We start from the raw sequence: 23041 nt of genomic DNA on the forward strand, positions 1-23041 counted from the left end.
TATAATCTAGCCGTCCTTGTTGGTACACCCGCTTACGGTCGGCAGCTGATTGGTCAACCCATGACCTAGGATTGTAACCAAGGCCGCAGCCCTGTCGGCCAAGGCCCAACTCTCCCTTCCACTGTCACCGGTCACCCTTCCACACCCTCGCGAAACGAACTGCGGCCAATGGCTGTCATCCGTACGGCTTCCTGAGGCTGCGTGGAAATCCAAGGTGTGGCTGTCACGCCAGGGACAACTCGGGCTGCTACCCGGTGGTTTCCGTTCCACCGCTAGGGACTAGCGGCACGATGTCGAGGAAAGAATTCGTCCCACTCAACCTGCTCGCCAAGTCGGCAGGAATCTCGCGGCAGGCAGTTTGGAAGGCCTGCCAGCGTGGCCACTGGCAAGGGCACACCCTGGAGGTGCGCGTTGTTCAGGGTAAGGGTGGCAACGCGGGCAAGCATTATCTCGTCAGTTTGGCTTCACTCCCACCCGAGTTGCAACTCCGGTTGAAGCCCATTGAAACGACCGTTCAAAATGGTCCGAAGCCGATCGCATGCCGAGGCCGGCACGGCCGAGCCGACAAAGGCAAGAGACGCGTAGTCATCAGTCGGCAGCGGGATGCTTTGGTACCCTTCGACGACTGGCACAAAGGCCAAAATTGCAGAGGACCTAAAACAGGAAATCCGAGGGCTTTTGGCAGACGGCGCAGCTTGGGGACACCTCAAGCTATTGGCCCGTAACTTCCTGGTCGAGACGACCAGGTCATGGGGGTTCCGGCCTAGCGATTTTTCGAGTTTCGAGCAAGCTTGTTCGATCCCGTGGACGCTCGTTTCGGAAGAGCTACATCATCGGAAAGTCCACCAGTTCCGCACCAACCGCAAAGCCTACGAGGACAGCCGCTCGCGCGGACGGCCCTCTATCGAAGGCATGCGCCCGATGGAATTGGTCGTCCGAGACGTGCACCCGATCGACATCCACCTGACGCGGGGCTGATGCCTCGATTTGTACAGCGAAGTTGATCGCGTTTCTCGATTGGGCGACCGGCCGCGTCTGGTGTGTTGGCCGACGAGATCGTCAAGATCGGCTCATTGACCTTGTCTTCCAGCTCCTAGAAGCCGAACGCCAGTGATTCCGCCAGAAGGTGCTTCGGAAGGCGTCGACCAGATTAGGGCTTCGTTGGGATTCTTGACCGAAAACGAGGAGATGGGGGCGATGTTCAGAACCGTTGATATTCCTGCCTAGTCGGTTACAGCCCTCTTTAAGATCGTGATGCTCGAAGGCGCTGGCCATGCGGTTGATCTCGGCCGATCGGGCGGCTCTGCCGACATTGCGCGCCGTGGCGCTCGCGCTACGGGGCCTGGAATGTACGGTTACGGAGACAATAATCTTCACCCTCAATGTCGCCGCGATTGATGCCGGGGCGGTGCCTGAGATCCTGGTCCTCCCGTCTGCTGCTTGCCCATTTCGGGCGCGAGGGCAGGGTCGATTTCTGCAGGATTGAGTGGTGTGCTTGGTTTGGGTGTTGAAAGGATTGCCGTAGTGCCGCTTTCGTCACCGATCCGCGGCACGCACTCCGGTGACGGCCGGCGGTTATGGATCGTGTCAAACAGGCGGTCTTCCAGCCTTGCCAAGCGCTGATGAAGCCAGCTACCGCTTCCCCGGGCCTCGGCTCCGCGAACTGTCACTGTCGCGCTCATTCCTGAAATGAGCGGAATTCCAGCGGGGACATCGGTGATCCGAATGCGGACCGGCACCCGTTGCGCTAGGCGTACCCAGGTGAAGACAGGATCGACATTTGGCAGGCCCTGGGTGCTCGGCGCGGCGTTTGCGACGCTGATGCCGCGGGTGATGCTCTGGACCTGCCCCACGATAGGATCGGGATACCCCATCAGCGCGGCCTCTGCGCGGTCACCCACGCAGACATGAGCCATCTTGGTTTCCTCGAAATACCCGTCGATCCAAAAGCTGTCGGTATCGATTACCGAAATGTTGTTCGTTCCCACTTGAGCATAGTTGCCCACCCGCATGAGAAGATTGGTGACATAGCCGTTCACGGGACTGCGTACCTGCGTCCGCCTGAGGTTGATTTCAGCCTGCGCAACCTGCTGCTGGGCAGCGTCGAATGCCGCCTGCGCCTGGATGGCGCTGCCGACAAATAGCTGCTTCTCCTCCATTGACGTACTGAGCTCAGTGAGCCTCCGGCGACGTTCCGCCTCGATCCGTTTAACTTGCAGATCGGCGGCTGCCTGCCGAAGTTGCGCCTTGCTTGTGTCGAGCGCGACCTGAAAATCGAAGGGATCGATGACGTAAAGCACCTCCCCTTGGTGGACGTATTGGTTGTCAACGATCCGTACTTCCGTTATCTGCCCCGGAACTTGAGGTGCGATGTTCGCCACTTGTACGCGCACGGTGCCGTCTCGCGTCCAGGGCGCGGTCACGTAGAAATCCCAGATGACTAGCGCGGCGACTACGGCGAGGAGCAGCGCGAGCAACGTCGCTATGGTTTGGCTCATTTCCCAAGCGAAACGAGCGACGCGCCCGCGCCGCCTCGGCCCTCGCGATGTCGACTTTGGGTCGGCAGGCAGAGGATCCTCGCTCGAATCCGCAATCCGCGAGCGCATTTCCAGAGCGGCGGCCCATTCCCTCTCGTCGGGGGCGCCAACGAGAAGCCCGGAGCGGTCGGCCAGCCTTCGATCCGCCTCTGAGTTAGCGGTTTGGCCGTCTGAGTTGGGGTGCGGCGATTGCAAGGGTGCCTCCTTCTAGGTGGATCCACTTTTATGGCGCCCTATCTTCTTATTTACGAATGATCTTTTTTACACGACACAGGGTCATTTTTCGTAATCCCGCTTAGAACAGCACAATCAGCAGCGCGAGGATTAGTGCGTAGAGGGCCAATTCCGCAACAGCTGGATTTCTGAATGCGCGATCGAAATCGACAAGGCGGAGCAAAGGACGCAACATAGCGAAGATCACCATCGCGGCGCCCGCATAAATCACGAAAGGAGCGATGAGCACGCCGCCGGCCGTCAATTCCGGAAAGCTTTGCATCATTTGGTCGACCGATGTGGATCCAGCCCGGACGGACTCGCCTCGAGCAGGAAGGCCACCCAGATCAGATCCAGGCTCGCTGAGCGAGCTGCCGAATGAGCGTCTTGATTGAGCTCCCCTCCCTTGGCCGCGAGATCAGCGGCTGCCTGGCGCAGGCCACGGGGTTCACAGCCAGACAAGGCGGAATATGCGTCTCCAACCAGAAGCCCGCCCGAGCGAGCGGACAGTTCGGCGAGTTTGGTCCGGACCTGGCGCACTGCGGCCGCGCATCCGAAAATGTAGACCGCCTGACGGAGGTCGCCTCGGCGATTATCGTTACTGGGGGGCTGTAGGGCAGCCAGTTGCCCGATGCGATCCGCGTCCCGGAACAGGGCCTCGTCATCAGGGCGCGGGGACCGGCCGCCGACCAGAAGGTTATGCACCTCCGATTGTGCCGATGTCAGGTACCAGTGCCGCCGAAGCTCGTCGGATGTCGGGAGCACAGTCCCCAGAAGAACGCGCAGCAGGATGGCAGACGCAATCGCGATGATGCTCAAGAACAGATAGGTTTCGGGGTTATAGGCCTGTGGGTCCGCCGGAGAGAGGATCACGACGAAGAAGACGAGTACCAGGAATGCAATCGAGGCCAGTTGTTGATTTGAGCACGTCAACAGCAGGGCGGATCCGAGGACGGTCGGCGCCATGCCGATCGCGAGAAGGGGAAACTGGTCGACGCCGTCCAGCAACATAAACTCGGTTACGCCAGCAAGCAATGCGGCGATCGGCATCGCGATGACAGCGTTTACTCCGAAGGCCCTTGCGTTCGGTACGGTTGCGCTAAGGGCTGTAAGGGCCGCCACTAGGGCAACGCCCCACGACAGGAATGGCCAGCCGCTAAGCGAAAACAGCATGGCCGAGATCAGCACCGCCAGAAAGGCGCGCAGCCCGTGTCGCAAAGCCGCCCGACGCGATCGGTAGATCGGTGCATGGATAGCGCGCGCCGGGTGGCGATCCGCCAGGACGTCTTCGATAGCGTCTTGCGCTCTAGAGTTCTGGATCAGCAAGTCTAGGGCGTGGCGGGCGAAAAGCGCGCCGGGTAGGTCGGCGTAGCCGACATCCACGAGGCCTTGCAAGCGGTCCTGCAACGCACGGCTCCTCTCCCTCAGCGGGCAGGCAAGTGCCTCGCCAAGCGCCTTACGGAGACATGGCAAGGTCTTCGGAGGAAGCGACGCCAATGCGCCCACGGCGCTTACCTCCGCGACCAACGCCACGGCGGCGCTCCGGGCTGCCGCGCCTCGCGCCCCTCCACGACTCGATTCGGCAGCAAGCGCGGTGATGTCAGGCCGAAGACCGGTGATTTCGCGCAGCAGATTCGCCGACTCGATCGGGTCTGCACTCTCACCGCCGAGGGTGGCGATCGCGAAGTGACCTACCCGCCGATGAGCAGCCTTGAGCTTGTCGGACAAAGCCGAATGCACGTTCGGAGCGGCTAACACGTCGCTGACCAAGGCAACCGCGACGACTCCTATAACGATTGCAGCGCCCCGGTTGATACCAGCAAGGAAGATTGTCTGCGGTGCGTCGATCTGCGTCATTGCAACCACGGCAACAGTATAGCCGGCCAGGACGGCGCCGTAGGCCCGGTTGCCGTCCAACAGTCCTGCGATGTAGACGCAGAGGCCGAGCCAGCCAGCGAAGCCGACCAAAAAGAGCTCGCGACTCTGTGCGAACGACGCAGCGATCACCAATGAGGCGGCAACCCCGACGACGGTAGCGAGGATCCGATAGACGGCCTTTTGGTAGGACTGCCCCCGCGTCTGCAAGGCGAGAATGCCGACGGTGACCGCAGCAGACGACGCGCTTTCGAGTTGCAGCCAGAACGCGGCGTATAGCGCCATCATCATGGCGATCCAAATACGTAGCGCAAAGAGCCAAGCCGAAAGCGGAAACCCGGCAAGGTTGAAGGTGCGGAGGACACTTTTGGCGAGGGTCATTGCTGCTTTCGGTTTCGAGGGCGTGCCCATCGCTACGGTTGGTGCCAGTGGTAAGGTGAAACACCCACGCCGGGATTATATTCCGGCCCATCCGAACGTCGCGCGCGTTGCCCAGATGCAGAGCGAAGTCAGAGGGAGCCTAAATCGCTGAGGATTTCGGGATACGAACGAGGTCCGTTCATCAGATGGCGTGAGATCGCGCGCATGCTGTCCATCAACAAATTCTGGGCTTGTTCTTTTAGCCATGACCATTTCTCCGTTACGGCTGAGGCGCAAGGATTACCCATCGCTCACGTTATCGCCAAGGAGGGCCCTCTGATGGGTTGGTTCCGGGCTTCCCGTAGAAGGCGGCAAGCGCTTGCCTCTCGCCGGGCGTGAGTTGCTTGGCGGTCGCGCGCATCTGCTCATAGATATCGTTGTGCCTGCCACCTTGACCGAAGGCGGCTAGCTGCCGCTCAAGGTAGGCGGGGTTTTGCCCCTGCAGCACGGGCGCGCCGATTTTGAAATCGCCGGCGCCATGACATCCCGAACAAGGCGGGATTCCGCGTTGTGGATCGCCGGCAAATACCAGCCGCTTCGCCGGGTCACTCGCCCACAAGCTGCGTCCCGACTCGGGAAGCCGTGCACCTAGCGACGGCAGTCCACCGGCTTGCACGGCAAAATATGCTGCGACGTCTGCAGAGTCCTGAAGTGATAATGACCTCGCCATGGCCGCCATAACACCCCACAGGCGCTTGCTGTTGCGATAATCGTCAAGCTGTTTGTAAATCACCGCCGCATCCATCCCGGCGAGTGTTGGAACCAAGCTCGAAGAACTCACCCCTGCTTCTCCATGGCAGGCTGTACAATTCATCGCAATGAACCCGCCACGCTTCACGTTACCTGCTGCAATCTGGTCTAGCGTGCTTCTGGTCCAGGCGACCAGTGTCGGGGTATGCAAGAGGGGCGTTTCTTCTGCTGCAGGCCCACTGTCACTGGTGATGCCAAGGCCGCGACAGATTGCGCCCAGCAGTCCGAGCGTCGCCTCGTTTTGTTGATAACGGCTTAGGAAGGTGAAACCGAGAACCATGGAAATTGCGACCACAGCTGCCGTGCCCGCCCACCCGATCCGCGGCCAGGGATTGCGTAGGTCGCGTGTTTCTTGTTCGCTGGCCGTCACCTCGCACCTGTACTGATAGGCTGGCGCGTCACTTCGTAGATCGGAACCGCCGCTTTCAGGAACAGGAATTGACCGATCGGATAGCCGTAGGCGGCCAGCATCAACACAGCGACGATCGTGTTCCATAGCGCGAAGCCGTTCAGGGACGCGGGAACCTGCTTGGGCGGATTCACCGCAAGAGCATAGTGTAACGGCGCTGAGAGCCGCTTCTCACCGAGTTGCGATCGCACGAGAATGACAATGAGAAGTATCGCCGAAATGAGCAGGATCAGGCCCCCGATGACTGACACGACTACTAGTGGGCCCATGCGGGCAACGAATGGGTCGCTGTAATTGAAGATGGCGACGCGTCGCGGTTGTCCCATCAACCCGGTGATGTGCCATGGGATCGTGGCAATCATCATTCCCCAGAACCACAGCCAAAGCTGCCAGCGTGCCAACGCTTTGGAACGCAACGGTCGTCCTGTAATGCGTGGCCACATCTCGTAAGCGATTGCGAAGTACATGATCACGGTAGCCCCGCCGAAGATGAGGTGGAAATGCGCCGTCACCCAAGACGTGTTGTGGATCATTGAGTTCATTGCATAGCTCATGTTGATGAGGCCGCCGAACCCGCCAAACCCGAGCATCACGAGCGACAGTCCGACAGCGAGCACCATTGGTTCATGCCACGGCAGTGCTGGAATCCAGCCCAGCAGCCCGCGGCCACCGCGTGCGCGGCCGGCGATCTCCAGGCTCGCGCAAATTGAAAAGACGGTGAGCAGCGTCGGCAGAGCGACAAAGAACGAGAGGAAAGAATGCAGAAATTTGAAGCCTGCGCCATGCTCCGGATCTGCCAGGAGATGATGCATTCCCACTGGCAGCGAAAAAATAAGGAACATTATGAACGTGAGTCGTCCCATCGTGTCGCTGTACAGGCGTCCCCCCGCTGCTTCCGGGACCAACGTATAAAAAGCGATGTAGGCCGGCATCAGCCAGAAATAGACGATGGCATGCAGCGTAACGGCGAACATTGTGCGCGCCAGGCCGGCGTTGATTTGCGTGGTGAGGCCCAGGGTGGCCGGAAGGATGACACTTACAAGTTCAAGGATCATACCGCTCGACGCCCACGCCCAAAGAAGGGCCGTCGCGGTAATCGCAAACATCGGTAGCGGCACCGGTTGACGCGGATTGTCGCGTTTCCAATTGGCCATGTTGTAGATCATCAGCACGACCCAGATCATCGAGCCGCCGACCAGCAACAGGGTGCCAAGGTAATACCACGAACTCGCGAGCAGTGGAGGATAGAAGGTATAGAGCACCGAAGCGCGACCAGAGAGAACGATGATGACAACCATCAGGGTGCCGACCAAGCAAATGCCAAAGCCTATCCAGGCTGCGGTGACGCCCTGAACGGGACGACCCAGACTGGTCGCCGACACCGCATAGCCGAACCCCATCGCAAAGAATGTCGTGACCACATAGGCCATCGCTGACCCGTGCAGCGTCACCGAAGTGTAGTAGGCACTGGGGTCGTCGAGCGGAGCCGGCAGCGGGCTGCGCATCAGCATTTGCCAGGCGCCCAGTGCCACGGCCGGTAGGAAAACGGCAAAGGCGACCCAATAGTGATACAGGGCTAGGCGACTACTGTTTTGCACAGTTCGTCCTTCCAAGTGGAGCCAATTTTGGAAACTGCTCTCGAGGGACAACGTTTACGCGTGCCCACATGCCGTGATGGCCATCGCCACAGAATTCATCGCACGGCATGTTGTAGACGCCGGGTCGGCTGAATGTTGTACGGACCTCGGCGACAAATCCCGGGACCACCATCGTATTGACATTGGTTGTGGGAAGCAGGAACCCGTGGATCACATCAGTGCTGGTGAGGCGGAATTTGACCGGTGTGTCGACCGGGACCAGTGTGCAGGACGGCACAAACATATACTGCTCGGCAACCAGCCTGACCGTGAGCGAACCATCAGGATCGACGGCGGTTCCGAGATTGCTTTCGGCGAATTCGCCGCCGAGGTGCAGAGTCGTCGGGTCAACCGTCTCCACATTGCTAGGCGGATGGAGCGCATTGGTGACTCCGGTCGCCACAATGACGGTCATCATCACCGCCAGCATTGCGCCCATGATGATGAACCAGCGTTTCTCGGTCCCAGCAACCACCTCCTTCGGAACAATTGCATCCGGAAGATCGTGCTGAATCAACTTGGGTCGAATCTCAACCAATGGGGCCCCGTGGAAGGAACAGGAGGAAGTAGAACGCGAGCCAGCCTGCGAAGAGAAGCGCCGTCGCAATGCCCGCAACGAGGAAGGCCCCGCGAGGCCCATTCCTCAGCGCTTCCTGCGCCGCGTTCCATTCAATCGGCACCGCAGACTCGTCGGCCGCTGGGCGTTGCCCCGCCTCACTTTCGGTTCCGGCCATCAGCGCATCTCCTGCTGCAACGCTCGGGTTTGCTCTATCCCCACGATCTGCTGATAGTAGGCGGCGAGCGNCATCAGCGCATCTCCTGCTGCAACGCTCGGGTTTGCTCTATCCCCACGATCTGCTGATAGTAGGCGGCGAGCGCCGCAATATCCTGATCGTCAAGCTTGCCAGCGATCTTCGACATGACGTCCTGACTGTTCTTGCGGTAGTCGAGTTGCCACATCCGAAGCTCGAAGGTGATGTACTGGGAATATTGTCCGGCGAGATACGGAATTGCGGGTGGTTGGCCGGCGCCGCCCGGTCCATGACAGTTGTCGCAGGCCTGAAGGTCTTTTGCAGCATTGCCCACTTTGGCCAGTTGCTCGCCATGCTGGATGAGGGCCAGTGCAGGCTTCGCCAGCGGCAGGTACGGCGCGTTGACGCCGGCATAATAGGCGGCCACGTCTGCGATGTCGTCCTCCGACAGCGCTTTCGCGATTGGAGACATGACGGCATTGGCGCGAACGCCCGAGGCGAAGGCCCGGAGTTGTTGGGCAAGATAAGAATTTGACTGGGTGGCAATCCGCGGAAACGCGCCGCTTCCATCGGAACCGCCGTTGAAAGCGTGACACTGCGCACAAGCCGGGGCGCCTCCTACGCCTTGCGCGGCTATGATCGCCCCGTGATCGACATCGGTTTGGCGCGGTGTGCCCTGCGTGTGTGCGAGCCCGACCAAACCGAATTTCATAGTGACGACGGCCGTCGCTGCGCACACAAAACGGTGTCGGGTTGTCATGCCTGCACCAACGCCCCCGGCGACCTCAGGTATCGATTCTTGATCGCGTCGATCGCCCAATACGTCAGCGCACCGATGGTCACACTATAATTGTACGTCCCGTTCTGGGGGAACGCAGAACCCCCGATGCTGAACACGTTGTGCACATCCCAGCACTGCAGATAGCGGTTTACGACGCTGGTCTTGGGATCGTCTCCCATGACGGCCCCGCCGGCACAGTGCGTGGTCTGATAAACCGTCGTCGTGTAGGGTCGCTCAGTACCGCCGCGGACAACGGTCTTGCCGCCCATCGCATGGCCGATCTCCACGACCTTATCGGCGACGTACTGCGACATACGGATGTCGTTGTCCGGAAAGTCGAAGGTCATGCGCAGCAATGGCTGCCCCCAGGCGTCCTTGTAATTCGGATCGAGATCCAAATAGTTGAGACGGCTCGCTGTCGATGTGCCGTGCTGATTGATCACTACCGTGTGGTTGTAGTGTCGGGCGACGGCCCGCTTCCATTCGAGACCCCATGTCGGGGTCCCAGGCGGGGTTGGATGAAACTCGATCGGGCGGCCGCCGGTCATGATCGCACCTACGTACTGGCCGCCGATGAAACCCAACTGCGAGTGATCGAAATTATCGCCGCTGAAATCGTCGATCATCGTTCCAGCAGAGCCCGATGCCATGAACGCGTTGATGTTGATCTCCTGGTCCATGAAAACCGTGGGTCCGCCGATGGTCTGATAGGTGTAGTTTCGTCCTACGACGCCCTCGCTGGTCTTCGGATCGTACGGCTTGCCGATGCCCGAAAGCAGAAGCATCCGCACATTGTTGAGCGGGAACGCTGTGATCAGGACGAGATCGGCGGGTTGCTCATACTCGGCACCCGAAGCATCGGAGTAGGTGACGCCGGTTGCCTTCTTGCGAGTGGAGTCCAGATTGATGCGCAGGACCTGACAGTTTGTTCGCAGTTCATAATTTGATCTATTGAGCAGAGCCGGCAGGATGACTGTTTGTGGACTCGCCTTCGCAAAGTGCTCGCAGGCATAGCGCTCGCAAAATCCGCAGAACACGCATTGCTGGAGGCTGAGGCCTTCAGGGTTGGTGTAGGGCGCACTCAAATTAGACGACGGCTGCGGGTAAGGGTGATAGCCGAGATCGGCCGCGCCTTTCCGGAACAGAGCTCCAAAATATGGCTCCTTCATCGGTGCAGTTGGATATTCGCGGGAACGCGGCGCCTCGAATGGATTGCCGCCCGGCTGTATCTGCCCCTTGATGTTTCCCGCCTTCCCGCTCACACCTAGGAGATACTCAAACCGATCGTAGTGCGGCTCAAGCTCTTCATAGGTTACGCCCCAGTCTTGAACCGTCAGATCAGGGCCACAAGCCTTGATGAAGTTCTTGCCATAGCGCTGCTGGAGGTGCGTCTTGTATATGAAATCGGCGATCTGGAAGCGGAAGCTCTGACCATTCCAGTGCACAAACGAGCCGCCTAAGCCGGTTCCCGGCAGAAAACCCTGCCAGCGACGGACCGGAAGCGCTGTCTGGTCGGAGTTGTTGCGAAATGTCACCGTTTCCTTGACGTTGTCCTGCATCATCGCCTTGCGAATCGAAAAGCGGAGTTCGTCGTGCATGGCCGGTGATTGGAAATCTGGCACCGTGTGGCGTGGAGCCCCTCTTTCGAGCCCGACCACTTTCAGTCCCGCCTTCGCAAGCTCAAGTGCCGCGAGCGAGCCAGTGAGCCCAACCCCAATCGTAACTACATCAACAGGTCGGAGACGTTTAACCATTTTCAGGTCCGCTCTGGTTATGGCGAGCTCGCCGGGATGCCAGGGTTCACGTGGACATGCCCGTGGACGTCTTCGCCGAGGCTAGTGGGCAGCCGATCGAATTTAATCCCATGCTGATCGACCAGGTCGTAGTAGGATGCGTAGGCCCCAGGAAAACCGATCATCCGCCATGAGGTCATGTCTCGGTTGCCGCCATAGACAGGGTCGGCGAAAAAGCCCTCGAGGGTGCACTGCCAGAGGTGCGCGAAAAATACGTCCGAGGGGACGCCGGCGAGGTCCTTTTCCCCCGCCTCGAGCGACCTTAGATAGCTGTCCCACTCGTCGGAGCTCATCGTCGCCAAGGGGCGATCGGTCGTTGACTGTTCCTTATTGATTGCGGCCAGCGCAGTTCGGAACATTTCCCCCGGCGTGAACGGCAGCTGGTAACCCTGGCTTGGCGTTCCGGGCTGCCACGGACCGTTGCGATACAGTCGTTCGCCCGCGCCCCACGCTCCGGCCAATTGCCTGTCGATGTAATTCGGGACACCGGCCTCCAATGCACCCGCCCACTGCTCATCTTTTGGGATCAGGCGGGCCACTGCGGCCTCAATGAATGCAGCTTCCTCATCGTTCAAGAACAGATAGGTCTGGGATTGAACTGACGTTCCTGGTGCAGTCGTTGGAACCACAGGATAATGAGTCGGAGAAGCGCTGTGTTCCGGGCGTTCTTGTGCCGTTGCAGTGTCCGGCACTAGGGCCGCCGGTACCATCGACGCCCCGATCGCGCCTGCCCCTTTGATTAGCGTTCTACGTGATAATTCAGCCACCGCCGCTACCCTTGCTCAACATGCCCACGCAATGACGAATGGGCAAAACGCTCAATCAATCGATGTTGGTGGCCCTCGGAACTATTGTGTGAGCGCGGCAATACCCGCGTTTGCGATCGCCTCGTCATGTTCAGGAATATCCGCAGACACTCCAATCGCGCCTACGATATTGCCTCCCACCGTGATCGGTACACCGCCCCGCATCATAACGAAGCCTTGGGCGGTCACGGCCGCGGGACGCTTCCCATTGATTGCGTCCTCAAGCGCCCCACTTGGCCGGCGGAAGAGAGCCGCCGTTCGGGCTTTGCCTGGCGCAAGTAAAACCCCACCCGGAACGGCCGCGTCGTCCATGCGCTCCAAAATAATTGGCAAACCGTCGCTGTCGACGACGGAAATGACACATGGCCAACCTTCGGCCTTTGCTTTGGCCTCGGCCGCCCTCAGCACCATTCGGGCGGCCTCCAAGGTAAGGACAGGACGCAACGGGAGCGTGTTTGTGACGGCAGCACCGGTGCAGAGGGTGATGGCGAGTGCGATCGGGATGGCTGTTTGGAGAACTTGCCTGAGCACCGCGAAGCTCCTTTGTTTGAGCTAATCTAGGTAACCACACGAACTTGGGGACGATGTGAAGAATCTAAACGCACAACGACAGAAACTTTCGGCTCGCACCGCGAATACCCGTGGGTCACTGTTGACCTCGATGATCCTGGTAACGACAGTTCCGCGAACTTTGGCAGAGCGAAGTTTCGGGGCGAGCGGCCCCTCATCGGCGAGAAGAAGGGGATCAAACGGACCATGACAGCACCCGACGAAAGGATCGGCGAATGGCTAGGGACTTTTTCATGCTCTCTCACTGCACTTGACTGTTCGATCCCTATCCAGCCACGGGTTCAATTTGAGTGCTTGTCCGTTGTTGCAGCGATTTACGCGTTGTTGCCGAAATGGAGCACTACCGGATGAGGCGGAGTGATGAGGTCCTGCTTTAGACGGCGAATGCGTCATCGAATTCGTTGACACAGGGAGCAGAACAGAGAACGCGTGGACCCCGGGCGGCTGCGTGAAAGCGGTACGCCTTGCAGAGCCGGATCGGCAACTCGCTCAGGGGAGAAAGCTGATGCTTGGCAATGGCGCATCGGGACTGTGCCGAAATTCAATTGATAAATTTGCAGAAATGTTCTGGCGATCGCAGTCAGTTTTCCTGCTGCTCGCCTTGGCGGCGTCGGTGTGCCCCGACGCACTATGCACATCTGAAGGATCCGCCGCCATTTCAAACGAGGTAGGCGAGGACGCGCCGTGGGTGGAGGGGCCAGCGAGCGGACCTGAAAAATAGATATCCATCAGGCATTGAATATAGACGTCCCTTATCAGGGGAGCACGGACTGCTGGAGAGAAGAAGCGCAGTTAAGCGTTGAAGGTTAGGATATTGGGCATTTCAGCAACAACAACGCAGCTTACGACAACAGCGATAAACGCCCGCGGAGAGGTAGTCATGCCTTCAAGCTAGGCTGTCGCATTCTGGCAGCTGTCCACCGAGCGCTCGACGATCAAAGACTCGGCGCCTCCCATGAGAGGACTGTGGAAGAGTTGGCCCCTTTTCCTCCGCCACGAATGTGAGCGATGGGTGACGGCGTCGCAAACCGGGCAGGGGCAAATCTGCAAAGGCGACGCGCCGCACTTCAGCCGCTGCGACGCGAGTCCACCGAAAGGGCACCAGCACCACCCACGCCGAGCAGCAAAAACCCGCCTGCCATCGCCAGATTCTTTTGAAAATGGATCAACTGATTTACGTCGGCCCAGTCCCGATGCGCGATCAGTGCGGTCAACACACAAAACGCTGCAAGTGCGAAGGCCGCTATGCGCGTCTGGAATCCCGCCAGCACGGCAAGGCCGCCGACCAGTTCGACAAGACCTGACACGCCGGCAAGTGCGCCCGGCGCGGGCAGATTGTACATGCCGAAATAGGCGGCTGTGCCGGAAATGTCGGTCAGCTTTTCAGAGCCGGAGAGAATGAAGATGAGCGAGAGCAGAACCCGTCCGGTGAGCACGATTGCATTATTCATTGTGGTCTCCTGGAGTGGCATTCCCGGGACGTTCGGTAAAGCGGCAGAGGTTACCTCGGTTCCGACATTGCATTCTGGTACACCGAACCATCGTCGATCACCGAGACTAGAAGCTCGGCCGAGGCGCTCTTCGATCGCCTGGAACGGCTTGTCTCATCGCCAGCGTCGCGATGCACCTCGAAATCATTAGTGAGGCAATGGCGGGGCTAGGGGATCAAAGCAGTCTTTCAATAATGCACTGTCAAGCTTTGAGGTTTGTAAGGGCATCACGATACAGTCTCACGAAGAAAAACTGGGACAGTGATATGGCATCGATCTGCCCGAGGTATTCCCTATAAGCACTATTTTTTCTATCTGAACGAAAAGGTAATCCGCCGCTTCAGATTGTCGTTGGTTTGAAAAGTTACCGTTTTTATACTAATAAGGATGCGACTGCAGGGGAGGGGTAGGTTCTGCGCTTAAAACATTAACTTTTGACAGGTAATCTAATCTTTACCTAGGAGAAACCAATGGCGGATCTGGGAAAAATAGCGATCTCTATGCTTAGGCTTCTAGCCTATCAGAACCGCGACACGGTCGGCGGCATTGACCGTCGTACAGGAGAACACGACCTAGGCGATCCGGAGAGTATTACTGTTGATCAGCTGTTCAAGGGCGTGGCAGCGACCGCTCTCGGCGACATCCTCGAACGGTTCAGAAATGTGGGTGCAGGATCTGCGGTAGACTCTTGGGTCAGCACCGGACCGAACGAACCGATCGAGCCGCAAGTTGTGGAAGCAGTCATGGACGAGGATACGCTCACTTTTCTTTCTATCCAAACAGGACTTACGCGCGACGAGCTCATCGTCGCGACCACGCGGCATCTGCCGGAGGCGATTAATAACCTGACGCCGCATGGTGACTTGCGCGGTGACTCGCGGCAAGGCCCGGATGAGACATCCCTGCTTGACGATGTTGCAGAGCACGCAAACTGAAGGTGACTGAGCAACGACCTAGCCAGAGCGAAATCCGAAGATCGAGTGCGAGCCATAAAGCAGCTAGTCCGCTTCCAGGGGCGGCCTGCCTTCCTTCCTGTCTGCGAACATCGACTTCGGCGGTCGGTCGAGAAGTTAAATGCGGCTCTTAATGCGGATTTCGCAGCGATTCTTCTCCAGGCTTTTCATGCGCGCATTGCCGCGATGGAGCGCGAGATCCGGAGTGACAACTAACCGCAACGCAGTCGCATTTCACAAGACGTTTGTTCGCCGGACCCATGGCCGGTTCATGATCCAACCGCGGCCCTGGCCAACTGATCCAGGCTGCCGGCCATCGCCCCGATAGCGGCCCTTACGTCCTCGCCGAGACTATGGTGTTGGGCCAGCCACGTCGGCTGATAGTAGGACAACCATGTTGCGCCCGACTCGTCCTGCCATACCAGTGCCTTCACTGGCAGGTCGATCGCGATAGTTTGATTTGCCTCCATGAGCGGAGTGCCTGCCTTGGCTGTGCCGAAGATCAGCAAGTCTGTTGCCCGCAACGACAACCCCGCGCTGGCTGCTCCTGCCGCATGATCGATATGACAGAAGACCGTCAGTCCGTTCGCTCTGACTTCGGCCTCGAAGCGGTTCATGGTCTCTTCGGGCCCGAAGACGCTCCCTAGGGTGGTCAATCCCTCTACCATTGCAGTTGCGCCTCCTTTTCGTGTGAAAATCCTTTTCTATACTCATGATTGCTCTCGCAGTCTGTCTTCCTTGATCGCACGACCGTGGCGCACGAGATTAAATTACGGCACCTAGCCAGGATCGCGCCATCACTGGCTTTGTAGTCCAAATGCTTCGCTAACGGAGAGATTTTCGTCAGGCGCTGCAGCCAGACCACGGACGACATCGCGGGTCACCTCGCGCAAGAAGCTGGCTTCACATTCCAAAGCAGTATTGTTGACCCTTTTAAAGGACCGGGTCGCCCGTCGATCCTCCAAAACATTCGTTTGATTAGTGTTAGTGGCCCCAGATACCCTGGCCGTAGTCCGCGTCTGGATAGATCGACTTGCGCATGGTCTGTGGCACGCCGACATTGCCGTCTGCCTTTTTAGTCGAGGCAGTATGCCTGCTGTCAGGTGGGGATGCGGGCTGCTGGTCACCGCCCGACCCATAATGGTCGCTTCCGGCAATAGCGGTCCCCGCTGAAACAAAGAGGGCGGCGGCAAAAACGATCGCTTTCATCTCAGTAACTCCGACGTTGATTTTGAGGGCATGCACCCATGAAAGATACGGATTGAGGGCGTGCCAGACGATCAGACAGCGGGCTGGATGACCCATACGAACGCATTAGGATGTGAAGGCGAAGGCGGTCTCTGACGTCGTGCGGCCAGCAAATGTGACCCTTTGATCGGAGTTTGGGGGGCAGGGCTTCGTCCCACAGCATCAGACTCTCCCTGCAGCTAAGGGCCCGGGTTGTAGGGGCCGTTGCCCCCTTCTCGGCGGCCGAGGGCTCACCTCATATTTCTGGATCAGACCGGCTGCCTTCGCGTCATCGTAGAGCGCGCTTTCCTCATATTTGCGGACCCGGACAGATCAACTATTACGGAATGTCGTTGTGGGTTCTGTCGCGCAAGGATGTCGGCTGATGGCATCGCGTGCTCCACCTGTCATGATTACCCCGAACGGCAATCGTTGATGCTACGTGTGGAAGTGCACGAACTGGAAAGCTCCGGCTACCTTCGTGTCGGGGCCCGCTCTGAGCCTGCGGTAGGTGCTTCGCACTTCCCCAGGCACTGTCACAAACCAAAGTGTTATTGCGGTGACCATGCCGATTATGGACACAGCCACCTGTACAATGGCACCGCCGTGAAAATCGGGCTTAAATTGGTTTGAGGATCAACTTGGAAGGAAGTGGTGACCGCAAAAGCCGTAACCAATCTCACTGGAAAGCTGTGGTCGGAACAATTTGACAGCATATTAGTCGAGCACGTTGCTAGATTTGGACGCGACGCATCAATTGTGAGTTTTGAGCTGCAAGCGCGTTTTTATGACTCCACTGGGCCGCGCCACTGGCGGACCTCAAAACAAGTTTTTCGGCTGCGGTCCTAGTGTAAAACAGGAGGCATTCAATGCGTTGCATAAATTGTGAGTGCGTCGTGCGGAAAAACCCATGCCAATACTATTTTTGTTCGAGCACGTGCTGGGAGGACGCGAAGACAAATTCTCCCTGGAGGATTCTATCCGAGGGAGTCGGCTTGTTCACATCTTGTGGTCCGTCAGTTCTTCCTGCCCATCCTGAGTTTGCCCGGCGACGCCGGCGCATACGACGCGCGGGCCGGCTGGAAATACGCTATGCACCGTTGCAGGAATGTTGACTGCCAGCAGGTCCAATGAAGGCCGTCCTGGAAAGTCGGAGCGCTACGCCCCCAGTCCACGGGGAGGTGCGCTACCGGGGCAGGGTGAAGGACTCGCTCGATGCTGGGGCATAGATGCAGCCTTACGTTTTGTCTTCATGTGCCGTCAAAGGCACGTAGTGGCATCTGCACCGGCCAAAGTCATGGACGACGGCGGTCACTGCTCGACACGCTCCCGAGCCGGCCGCTGTGAGCAACGCTACTCATTCTGAGGAAGGAAGGGACATGGGGATCGAGCACGAGGGAGAAAGCAGTCGCGCCCGGGCTATTGGTCGGTCCGCCACCTTGAATGTAGGAACAGCTTCTGCTGTCGCGATTGCAACAGCCTATACAAACGACATGCAAGCGAGCTCCTTCGACGAGGTTGATCGATCAGCGGAGCCAGTCATGGTCATGACCTCCTTGGTCGTGAACAAACAGCACCACGAACACGAACTCGACACGCGGACCACGCTGTTGGACGCGCTGCGCGAGCACATGCATCTTACCGGGACAAAGAAGGGCTGTGATCACGGTCAATGCGGTGCTTGCACGGTGCTCGTGAACGGGCGACGGATTAATTCGTGCCTCACTCTGGCGGTGATGCACGAGGGCGATAGCATCATCACGATCGAGGGATTAGGCACGCCCAATCGCCTGCATCCGATGCAGGCCGCTTTCGTGGAGTATGACGGGTACCAGTGCGGCTACTGCACGCCCGGACAGATCTGCTCGGCTGTCGCTGTGCTCGATGAGATCAAGGCTGGCATCCCAAGCCTTGCCAGCACGGAATTGACCGCATCTCCGCAATTCACGGCCGATGAGCTGCGCGAACGGATGAGCGGCAACATATGTCGTTGCGGCGCCTACTCCAACATCATCGAAGCAATCACCGAAGTAGCCGGATGGCGGTCATGATATCCTTCACCTATGAACGTGCGCGATCGCCTGCCGAAGCCGCCTCTGCCGCTGCGCGCACCAAGGCAGCCAAGTTCATCGCGGGCGGAACCAACCTGCTCGATTTAATGAAGCTTGAAATCGAAACGCCGACGCACCTGATCGATGTGAACGGACTGATGCTTGACAGGATCGAAGCCACAGCTGAAGGCGGCTTGCACATTGGCGCCTTGGTACGCAATACCGACCTCGCCGCCGACAAGCGCGTGCGGCACGATTATGCGTTGCTTTCTCTTGCACTGCTCGCCGGCGCCTCGGGCCAATTGCGCAATAGGGCTACGACCGCTGGCAACCTGCTGCAGCGCACGCGATGCGCATATTTCTACGACACCAACCAGCCTTGTAACAAACGCCGACCCGGCAGCGGTTGCTCGGCCATTGGCGGGCTCAGCCGTCAGCACGCCATTATCGGCACAAGTAAGGCGTGCATTGCGACCCATCCAAGCGATATGGCTGTGGCACTGCGCGCACTTGATGCAAAGGTGGCGACAGTGCGTCCAGACGGCACGACGCGGAGCATACCTATCTCCGAGTTGCACCGGCTGCCCGGCGATGCGCCGCACATCGAAACGACACTGGAATGCGGCGAGTTGATCACTGCGGTCACGCTGCCCAGGCCGATCGGCGGCAAACATATCTACCGCAAGGTCCGCGACCGCGCCTCGTATGCATTTGCCCTCGTGTCGGTTGGCGCGATCGTGCAGCCGGATGGGAGCGGCCGCGTGGCTTTGGGCGGCGTCGCGCCTAAGCCTTGGCGCGTCGAGGCGGCGGAGGCCGAGATGCCGCGCGGCGCCCGTGCCGTGACGGCGCAGCTGCTGGCTGGTGCCAGAACCACCGTTGAGAACGCATTCAAATTGCCGCTGACAGAGCGTACGCTCGCGTCGGTGCTGGCGGAAGCGACGAGTTGAGCCATGAGATTCGACACCCCCGCCACGACCAACCCTATCGACCAGCTCAAGGTGGTGGGCAGGCCGGTCGACCGGATCGATGGGCCGCTCAAGACCACCGGAGCGGCAACCTATGCCTATGAATGGCGCGATATCGTCCCGGACCCGGCATATGGCTATGTCGTGGGGTCGGCCATAGCCAAGGGGCGGATTGCCTCGATCGACTTGACAGAGGCGAAAGCCGCTCACGGCGTGCTCGCCATTGTCACGGCGGAAAATGCTGGCGATCTGGGAAAGGGTTGTCGCAACGCTGCAAAGCTGCTCGGCGGTCCTTTGGTCGAACACTATCACCAGGCGATCGCGCTTGTTGTGGCGGAGACTTTCGAGCAGGCCCGCGCGGCAGCACAATTGGTTCGCGTCAAATATATCCGTTCCAGCGGCAGCTTCGATCTGGTGGCGGCAGAATCAAGCGCAGTCAATCCGAGGACGGTGTATGGCGGCCCGGCCGACACCGCGGTAGGCGATTTCACCACCGCATTCGTTAACGCGGCAGTGACGCTTGATGCGACCTACACGACACCCGATCAGTCCCACGCGATGATGGAGCCGCATGCCTCGATTGCTGCGTGGGATGAGGACAAGCTAACGGTGTGGACCTCGAACCAGATGATCCGTTGGTGCACGGTAGATCTTGCCCAGACGCTCGGGATAGACAGGGAGAAGATCCGCCTCATTTCGCCATTTGTGGGGGGCGGCTTCGGTAGCAAATTGTTCCTGCGCGCCGACGCCGTTCTTGCGGCTCTTGGGGCGCGCGCTGCCCGGCGCCCCGTGAAACTGACACTGCAACGGCCGCTCGTGTTCAACAACACAACGCATCGACCAGCGACCATCCAGCGTATTCGCATCGGCGCATCCAGCGACGGGAGGATAACTGCGATCGGCCACGAAAGCCTGTCAGGCAATTTATCAGGCGGGAGGGCTGAATATGCGGTACAGCAGACCAGGCTGCTCTATGCCGGCGCCAACCGCATGACCGCAACGCGGCTGGCCGAGCTCGATCTCCCAGAAGGCAACTCCATGCGTGCGCCCGGTGAGGCCTCAGGCATGATGGCTTTGGAGATCGCCATGGACGAAATGGCAGTGAAACTCGGACTCGATCCCATCGAGTTTCGCATCCTGAATGACACTCAGGTTGATCCCGAGCAGCCTGAGCGACCTTTCTCACAGCGCCAGCTGATCAAATGTCTGCGCACCGGCGCCGACTGTTTTGCCTGGAGCAGGCGCAGTCCAATACCTGGGAAGACGAACGAGGGACGCTGGTTGCTCGGGATGGGTGTTGCAGCAGCATTCCGCAACAACCTCGTCCAGAAGTCGGCGGCGCGTGTTCGGCTGGACAATAGAGGGATCGTTACAGTCGAAACTGACATGACCGACATCGGCACTGGAAGCTATACGATCATCGCGCAGACTGCCGCTGAGATGATGGGCCTGCCGCTCGACAGGATAGAGGTGCGGCTGGGCGATTCTAGCTTCCCTGCCTCCTCTGGCTCCGGCGGCCAGTTTGGCGCCAATAGTTCGACTGCCGGCGTTTACGCGGCGTGCGTCACGCTGCGCGAACGCGTGTCAAAAAAGCTGGGGTTCAATTCGACATCCGCCGTCTTCACAGACGGCCAAGTTCGCTCGGGCAATCGCAGCGTACCGCTCGCCGAGGCCGCAGGCGAGAATGGCATTGTCGCTGAAGATACGATGGAATATGGCGATCTCGACAAGAGATATCAGCAATCGACCTTCGGTGCGCATTTCGTAGAAGTCGGCGTCCATGCAGCAACCGGCGAGATACGCCTCCGGCGCATGCTTGCGGTATGTGCTGCAGGCCGCATCCTCAACCCTAAAACGGCCCGTAGCCAAGTGATCGGCGCAATGACGATGGGAGTCGGCGCGGCGCTGATGGAGGAGCTCGCGGTAGACAAGCGCTTGGGTTACTTTGTCAACCACGACCTTGCAAGTTACGAAGTGCCTGTCCATGCAGACACCCCACACCAGGATGTAATTTTTCTCAATGAGACGGACCCGATTTCATCGCCGATGAAGGCCAAGGGCGTTGGCGAGCTCGGGATCTGCGGTGTGGCTGCCGCGATAGCCAACGCGATTTACAACGCCACCGGCATACGGGTACGCGACTATCCGATCACACTCGATAAGCTCCTCGAGCAGTTACCCGAACTGGTTTGAGGCTTCAGCGCGCTTCAGCCATCGCTGGGCACCTTCATCAGGGACGCCGGGTCCTACATAAGGATATTTTCAGGCGCCCGGGGGCAGCACCGATGTCACCCGGGCAATAAACATATGGAACTCCTCCATGAACTTGCGCAAAAATTCCGCAGTGCTTTCGTCGGTCACTACACCATTATCGTTGATTAAACCCGGCTTGAACTGGATGTAGGCCTCGGGAGTGTTCATTTGGGGCGAGTTACAGAAACTAAGCACGGTACGAAGGGCTTGTTGCGCGACCGCGGTTCCAACGGCTCCGGGCGAGGTGCCGATAATCGCGGACGGTTTCTGACTGAACGAATTGCTGCCGTACGGCCGGCTTGCCCAATCGATGGCGTTTTTTAGGCCACCAGGTATTGATCGATTATATTCGGGAGTCACGAACAAGACGGCGTCAACACCATCAATAGCAGCTTTGAAGTCCCTCGCTACAGCGGGGAAATCGTCGTCGTAGTCGTAGCTGTAGAGTGGCAAATCTCTGAATGAAATCTCCGACATCGTCAGTTCCTGAGGAGAGAGATGGACAACTGCCTCCGCAAGCTTACGATTGATTGAAGATTTGGCGACGCTGCCAATGAGATAGCCGACTTGGTATTTTGTCATTTTAGACTCCTGCGGATGGTAGAATTGCGATGCGGCGAGTAACGCCATCGCCACTTCGCCTGGCCGATTCCGGCTCGGACGTGGGCGGTTCACCAGTCACCTGGGCCTTACCTCTGAAAAAAACCGCTGAACGATGGATGTCATTTTTCGCCAATTGCTTGGTCGGCGGACAATGGTAGGTTGAGCGGCTCCAATCCGGTGTACTCCGCCCCGGAGCACGGCCGCTGGCCAGCCAAATCCATCGGGCGACTTATCCCAAGCGAGTGGTGGGTAGGGGGTGAATAGCAGCGCCACCACCAACCGTCGCACGCCGAAATCGACGTCAACATCTGTGGGCAGCGCTATGATGACACAACGCCATATATCGCCACCCAGGACCCAAGTTGCGCGGCTGACAGCCGGCGATCTTGATGCAGCTGCCCGGACGCACACACGACGTAGATAGCCACGACTGGGCTGGGGCAGCGCTGACAGCATGTGGCCTAGGCGATTGCCACCACAGAGCACATCCATTGCAGCACCCCATTCCAGAAACAGGAAATCGGTCCCTCGCTCCACAATAGCTGCCTCAGCAAGGTAAGGCTCCAATGTGCCGAAGTTTGCAGGTTTGAGAGCCTCATCCGGGTAACCAATGGTGCGACTGCGTTCGGCGAACCACTTGGCCACTAAGCTACGGGTAGCAGTCCTCAGATCCCCTTTTGCCATACCCACCACGGGGTGGTGAATCCGATCGGGTCTCGTCATAGGCTCTCTCCGGGATCTTGAACTACAATTGATTAGCTTTCCCCGGAGCTCCATGTATTTCCATTCAACCCCCTGTTTTCGAGAAGGAACTCTGCTGCTTCGGCAAAGGTGGAAATATTATCCGCTTTCCACATCAGGAGTGGTGTGACAGTCCCGCTGGCATGCCGAAATTAGTGCCTCTGGGTTGCAGGGTGATCACTATTGCATGCATCGAGCCGGCTCCGCCGGGAAGT

Annotated in this window: 20 protein-coding genes; 5 read left to right on the forward strand and 15 right to left on the reverse strand. The window is 58.8% G+C overall.

The features are described 5' to 3' along the window. Positions 1-1379: 1379 nt before the first annotated feature. The 11 genes from X739_RS01000000166425 to X739_RS143415 all read right to left on the reverse strand — a co-directional run bounded on the left by X739_RS01000000166425 (position 1380) and on the right by X739_RS143415 (position 12504). Complete coding sequence (locus tag X739_RS01000000166425) at positions 1380-2498, reverse strand: HlyD family secretion protein (RefSeq protein WP_051410615.1); 1119 nt, start codon at positions 2496-2498, stop codon at positions 1380-1382. A gap of 334 nt (positions 2499-2832) precedes the next feature. After that, positions 2833-3036, reverse strand: a complete 204-nt coding sequence (locus X739_RS143445; protein ID WP_023795433.1) for a DUF1656 domain-containing protein — start codon at positions 3034-3036, stop codon at positions 2833-2835. Continuing rightward, positions 3033-5006, reverse strand: a complete 1974-nt coding sequence (locus X739_RS143440) for an FUSC family protein (protein WP_023795434.1) — start codon at positions 5004-5006, stop codon at positions 3033-3035. Before X739_RS143440 ends, X739_RS143445 begins: the two co-directional genes overlap by 4 nt. Before the next feature lie 295 nt (positions 5007-5301). After that, on the reverse strand, positions 5302-6075 hold the full coding sequence (locus X739_RS143435; RefSeq protein WP_023795435.1) for a c-type cytochrome: 774 nt from the start codon (positions 6073-6075) through the stop codon (positions 5302-5304). An 86-nt stretch (positions 6076-6161) separates the two neighbouring features. Beyond that, a complete protein-coding gene (locus X739_RS143430) occupies positions 6162-7802 on the reverse strand; it encodes a cbb3-type cytochrome c oxidase subunit I (protein ID WP_051410616.1) in 1641 nt (546 codons plus the stop codon). Then, a complete protein-coding gene (locus tag X739_RS143425; RefSeq protein ID WP_023795437.1) occupies positions 7789-8358 on the reverse strand; it encodes a cytochrome c oxidase subunit II in 570 nt (189 codons plus the stop codon). Before X739_RS143425 ends, X739_RS143430 begins: the two co-directional genes overlap by 14 nt. Positions 8359-8371: 13 nt before the next feature. Continuing rightward, positions 8372-8575 (reverse strand): hypothetical protein, encoded by a 204-nt coding sequence (locus X739_RS1000000169460; protein WP_023795438.1) that lies wholly within the window; start codon positions 8573-8575, stop codon positions 8372-8374. Positions 8576-8648: 73 nt separating this feature from the next. After that, positions 8649-9305: a c-type cytochrome gene (locus X739_RS0135035; protein WP_023795439.1), complete on the reverse strand. Its 657-nt coding sequence runs from the start codon at positions 9303-9305 to the stop codon at positions 8649-8651. A gap of 44 nt (positions 9306-9349) precedes the next feature. After that, entirely contained in the window at positions 9350-11128 is a 1779-nt protein-coding gene (locus X739_RS143420; RefSeq protein WP_031252220.1) for a GMC family oxidoreductase, read from the reverse strand. A 17-nt stretch (positions 11129-11145) separates the two neighbouring features. Continuing rightward, positions 11146-11877, reverse strand: a complete 732-nt coding sequence (locus X739_RS0135040; protein ID WP_084056441.1) for a gluconate 2-dehydrogenase subunit 3 family protein — start codon at positions 11875-11877, stop codon at positions 11146-11148. 138 nt (positions 11878-12015) lie between these two features. Then, positions 12016-12504: a heme-binding protein gene (locus X739_RS143415; RefSeq protein WP_023795442.1), complete on the reverse strand. Its 489-nt coding sequence runs from the start codon at positions 12502-12504 to the stop codon at positions 12016-12018. Positions 12505-13048: 544 nt separating this feature from the next. Between X739_RS143415 and X739_RS1000000169465 the strand changes: the two genes are divergently transcribed. After that, entirely contained in the window at positions 13049-13264 is a 216-nt protein-coding gene (locus X739_RS1000000169465) for a hypothetical protein (RefSeq protein WP_156939917.1), read from the forward strand. Between the two features lie 346 nt (positions 13265-13610). On the opposite strand, the gene X739_RS143410 is transcribed toward X739_RS1000000169465, so the two are convergent. Beyond that, complete coding sequence (locus X739_RS143410; protein ID WP_023795443.1) at positions 13611-13994, reverse strand: DoxX family protein; 384 nt, start codon at positions 13992-13994, stop codon at positions 13611-13613. Between the two features lie 509 nt (positions 13995-14503). On the opposite strand from X739_RS143410, the gene X739_RS143405 reads away from it, so the two are divergent. Beyond that, positions 14504-14968, forward strand: a complete 465-nt coding sequence (locus tag X739_RS143405; RefSeq protein WP_023795444.1) for a YidB family protein — start codon at positions 14504-14506, stop codon at positions 14966-14968. Positions 14969-15255: 287 nt separating this feature from the next. Here X739_RS143405 and X739_RS143395 read toward each other — a convergent pair whose 3' ends face one another. Together X739_RS143395 and X739_RS0135045 are read right to left on the reverse strand one after the other, a co-directional pair. Continuing rightward, positions 15256-15603 carry a DUF302 domain-containing protein gene (locus X739_RS143395; protein WP_348625769.1) on the reverse strand — a complete coding sequence of 116 codons (348 nt, stop codon included), beginning with the start codon at positions 15601-15603 and terminating at the stop codon, positions 15256-15258. Between the two features lie 367 nt (positions 15604-15970). After that, on the reverse strand, positions 15971-16195 hold the full coding sequence (locus X739_RS0135045; protein WP_023795447.1) for a DUF680 domain-containing protein: 225 nt from the start codon (positions 16193-16195) through the stop codon (positions 15971-15973). A gap of 1397 nt (positions 16196-17592) precedes the next feature. Between X739_RS0135045 and paoA the strand changes: the two genes are divergently transcribed. The 3 genes from paoA to paoC are packed head-to-tail and all read left to right on the forward strand — an operon-like array spanning position 17593 to position 21422. After that, a complete protein-coding gene (gene paoA, locus X739_RS143390; RefSeq protein ID WP_023795448.1) occupies positions 17593-18264 on the forward strand; it encodes an aldehyde dehydrogenase iron-sulfur subunit PaoA in 672 nt (223 codons plus the stop codon). After that, positions 18261-19211, forward strand: coding sequence for a xanthine dehydrogenase family protein subunit M (locus tag X739_RS143385; protein ID WP_031252231.1), 951 nt, complete (start codon positions 18261-18263; stop codon positions 19209-19211). The genes paoA and X739_RS143385 overlap by 4 nt, the downstream gene beginning before the upstream one ends. Before the next feature lie 3 nt (positions 19212-19214). Further along, positions 19215-21422: an aldehyde oxidoreductase molybdenum-binding subunit PaoC gene (gene paoC, locus X739_RS143380; protein WP_023795450.1), complete on the forward strand. Its 2208-nt coding sequence runs from the start codon at positions 19215-19217 to the stop codon at positions 21420-21422. Between the two features lie 69 nt (positions 21423-21491). Here the strand turns inward: paoC and X739_RS143375 are convergent, their stop codons facing one another. Further along, entirely contained in the window at positions 21492-22064 is a 573-nt protein-coding gene (locus X739_RS143375; protein WP_031252232.1) for an NADPH-dependent FMN reductase, read from the reverse strand. Positions 22065-23041: the final 977 nt, after the last annotated feature.

Origin of the sequence: Mesorhizobium sp. LNHC209A00, from assembly GCF_000502915.1 — a bacterium.
Classification (GTDB): domain Bacteria; phylum Pseudomonadota; class Alphaproteobacteria; order Rhizobiales; family Rhizobiaceae; genus Mesorhizobium.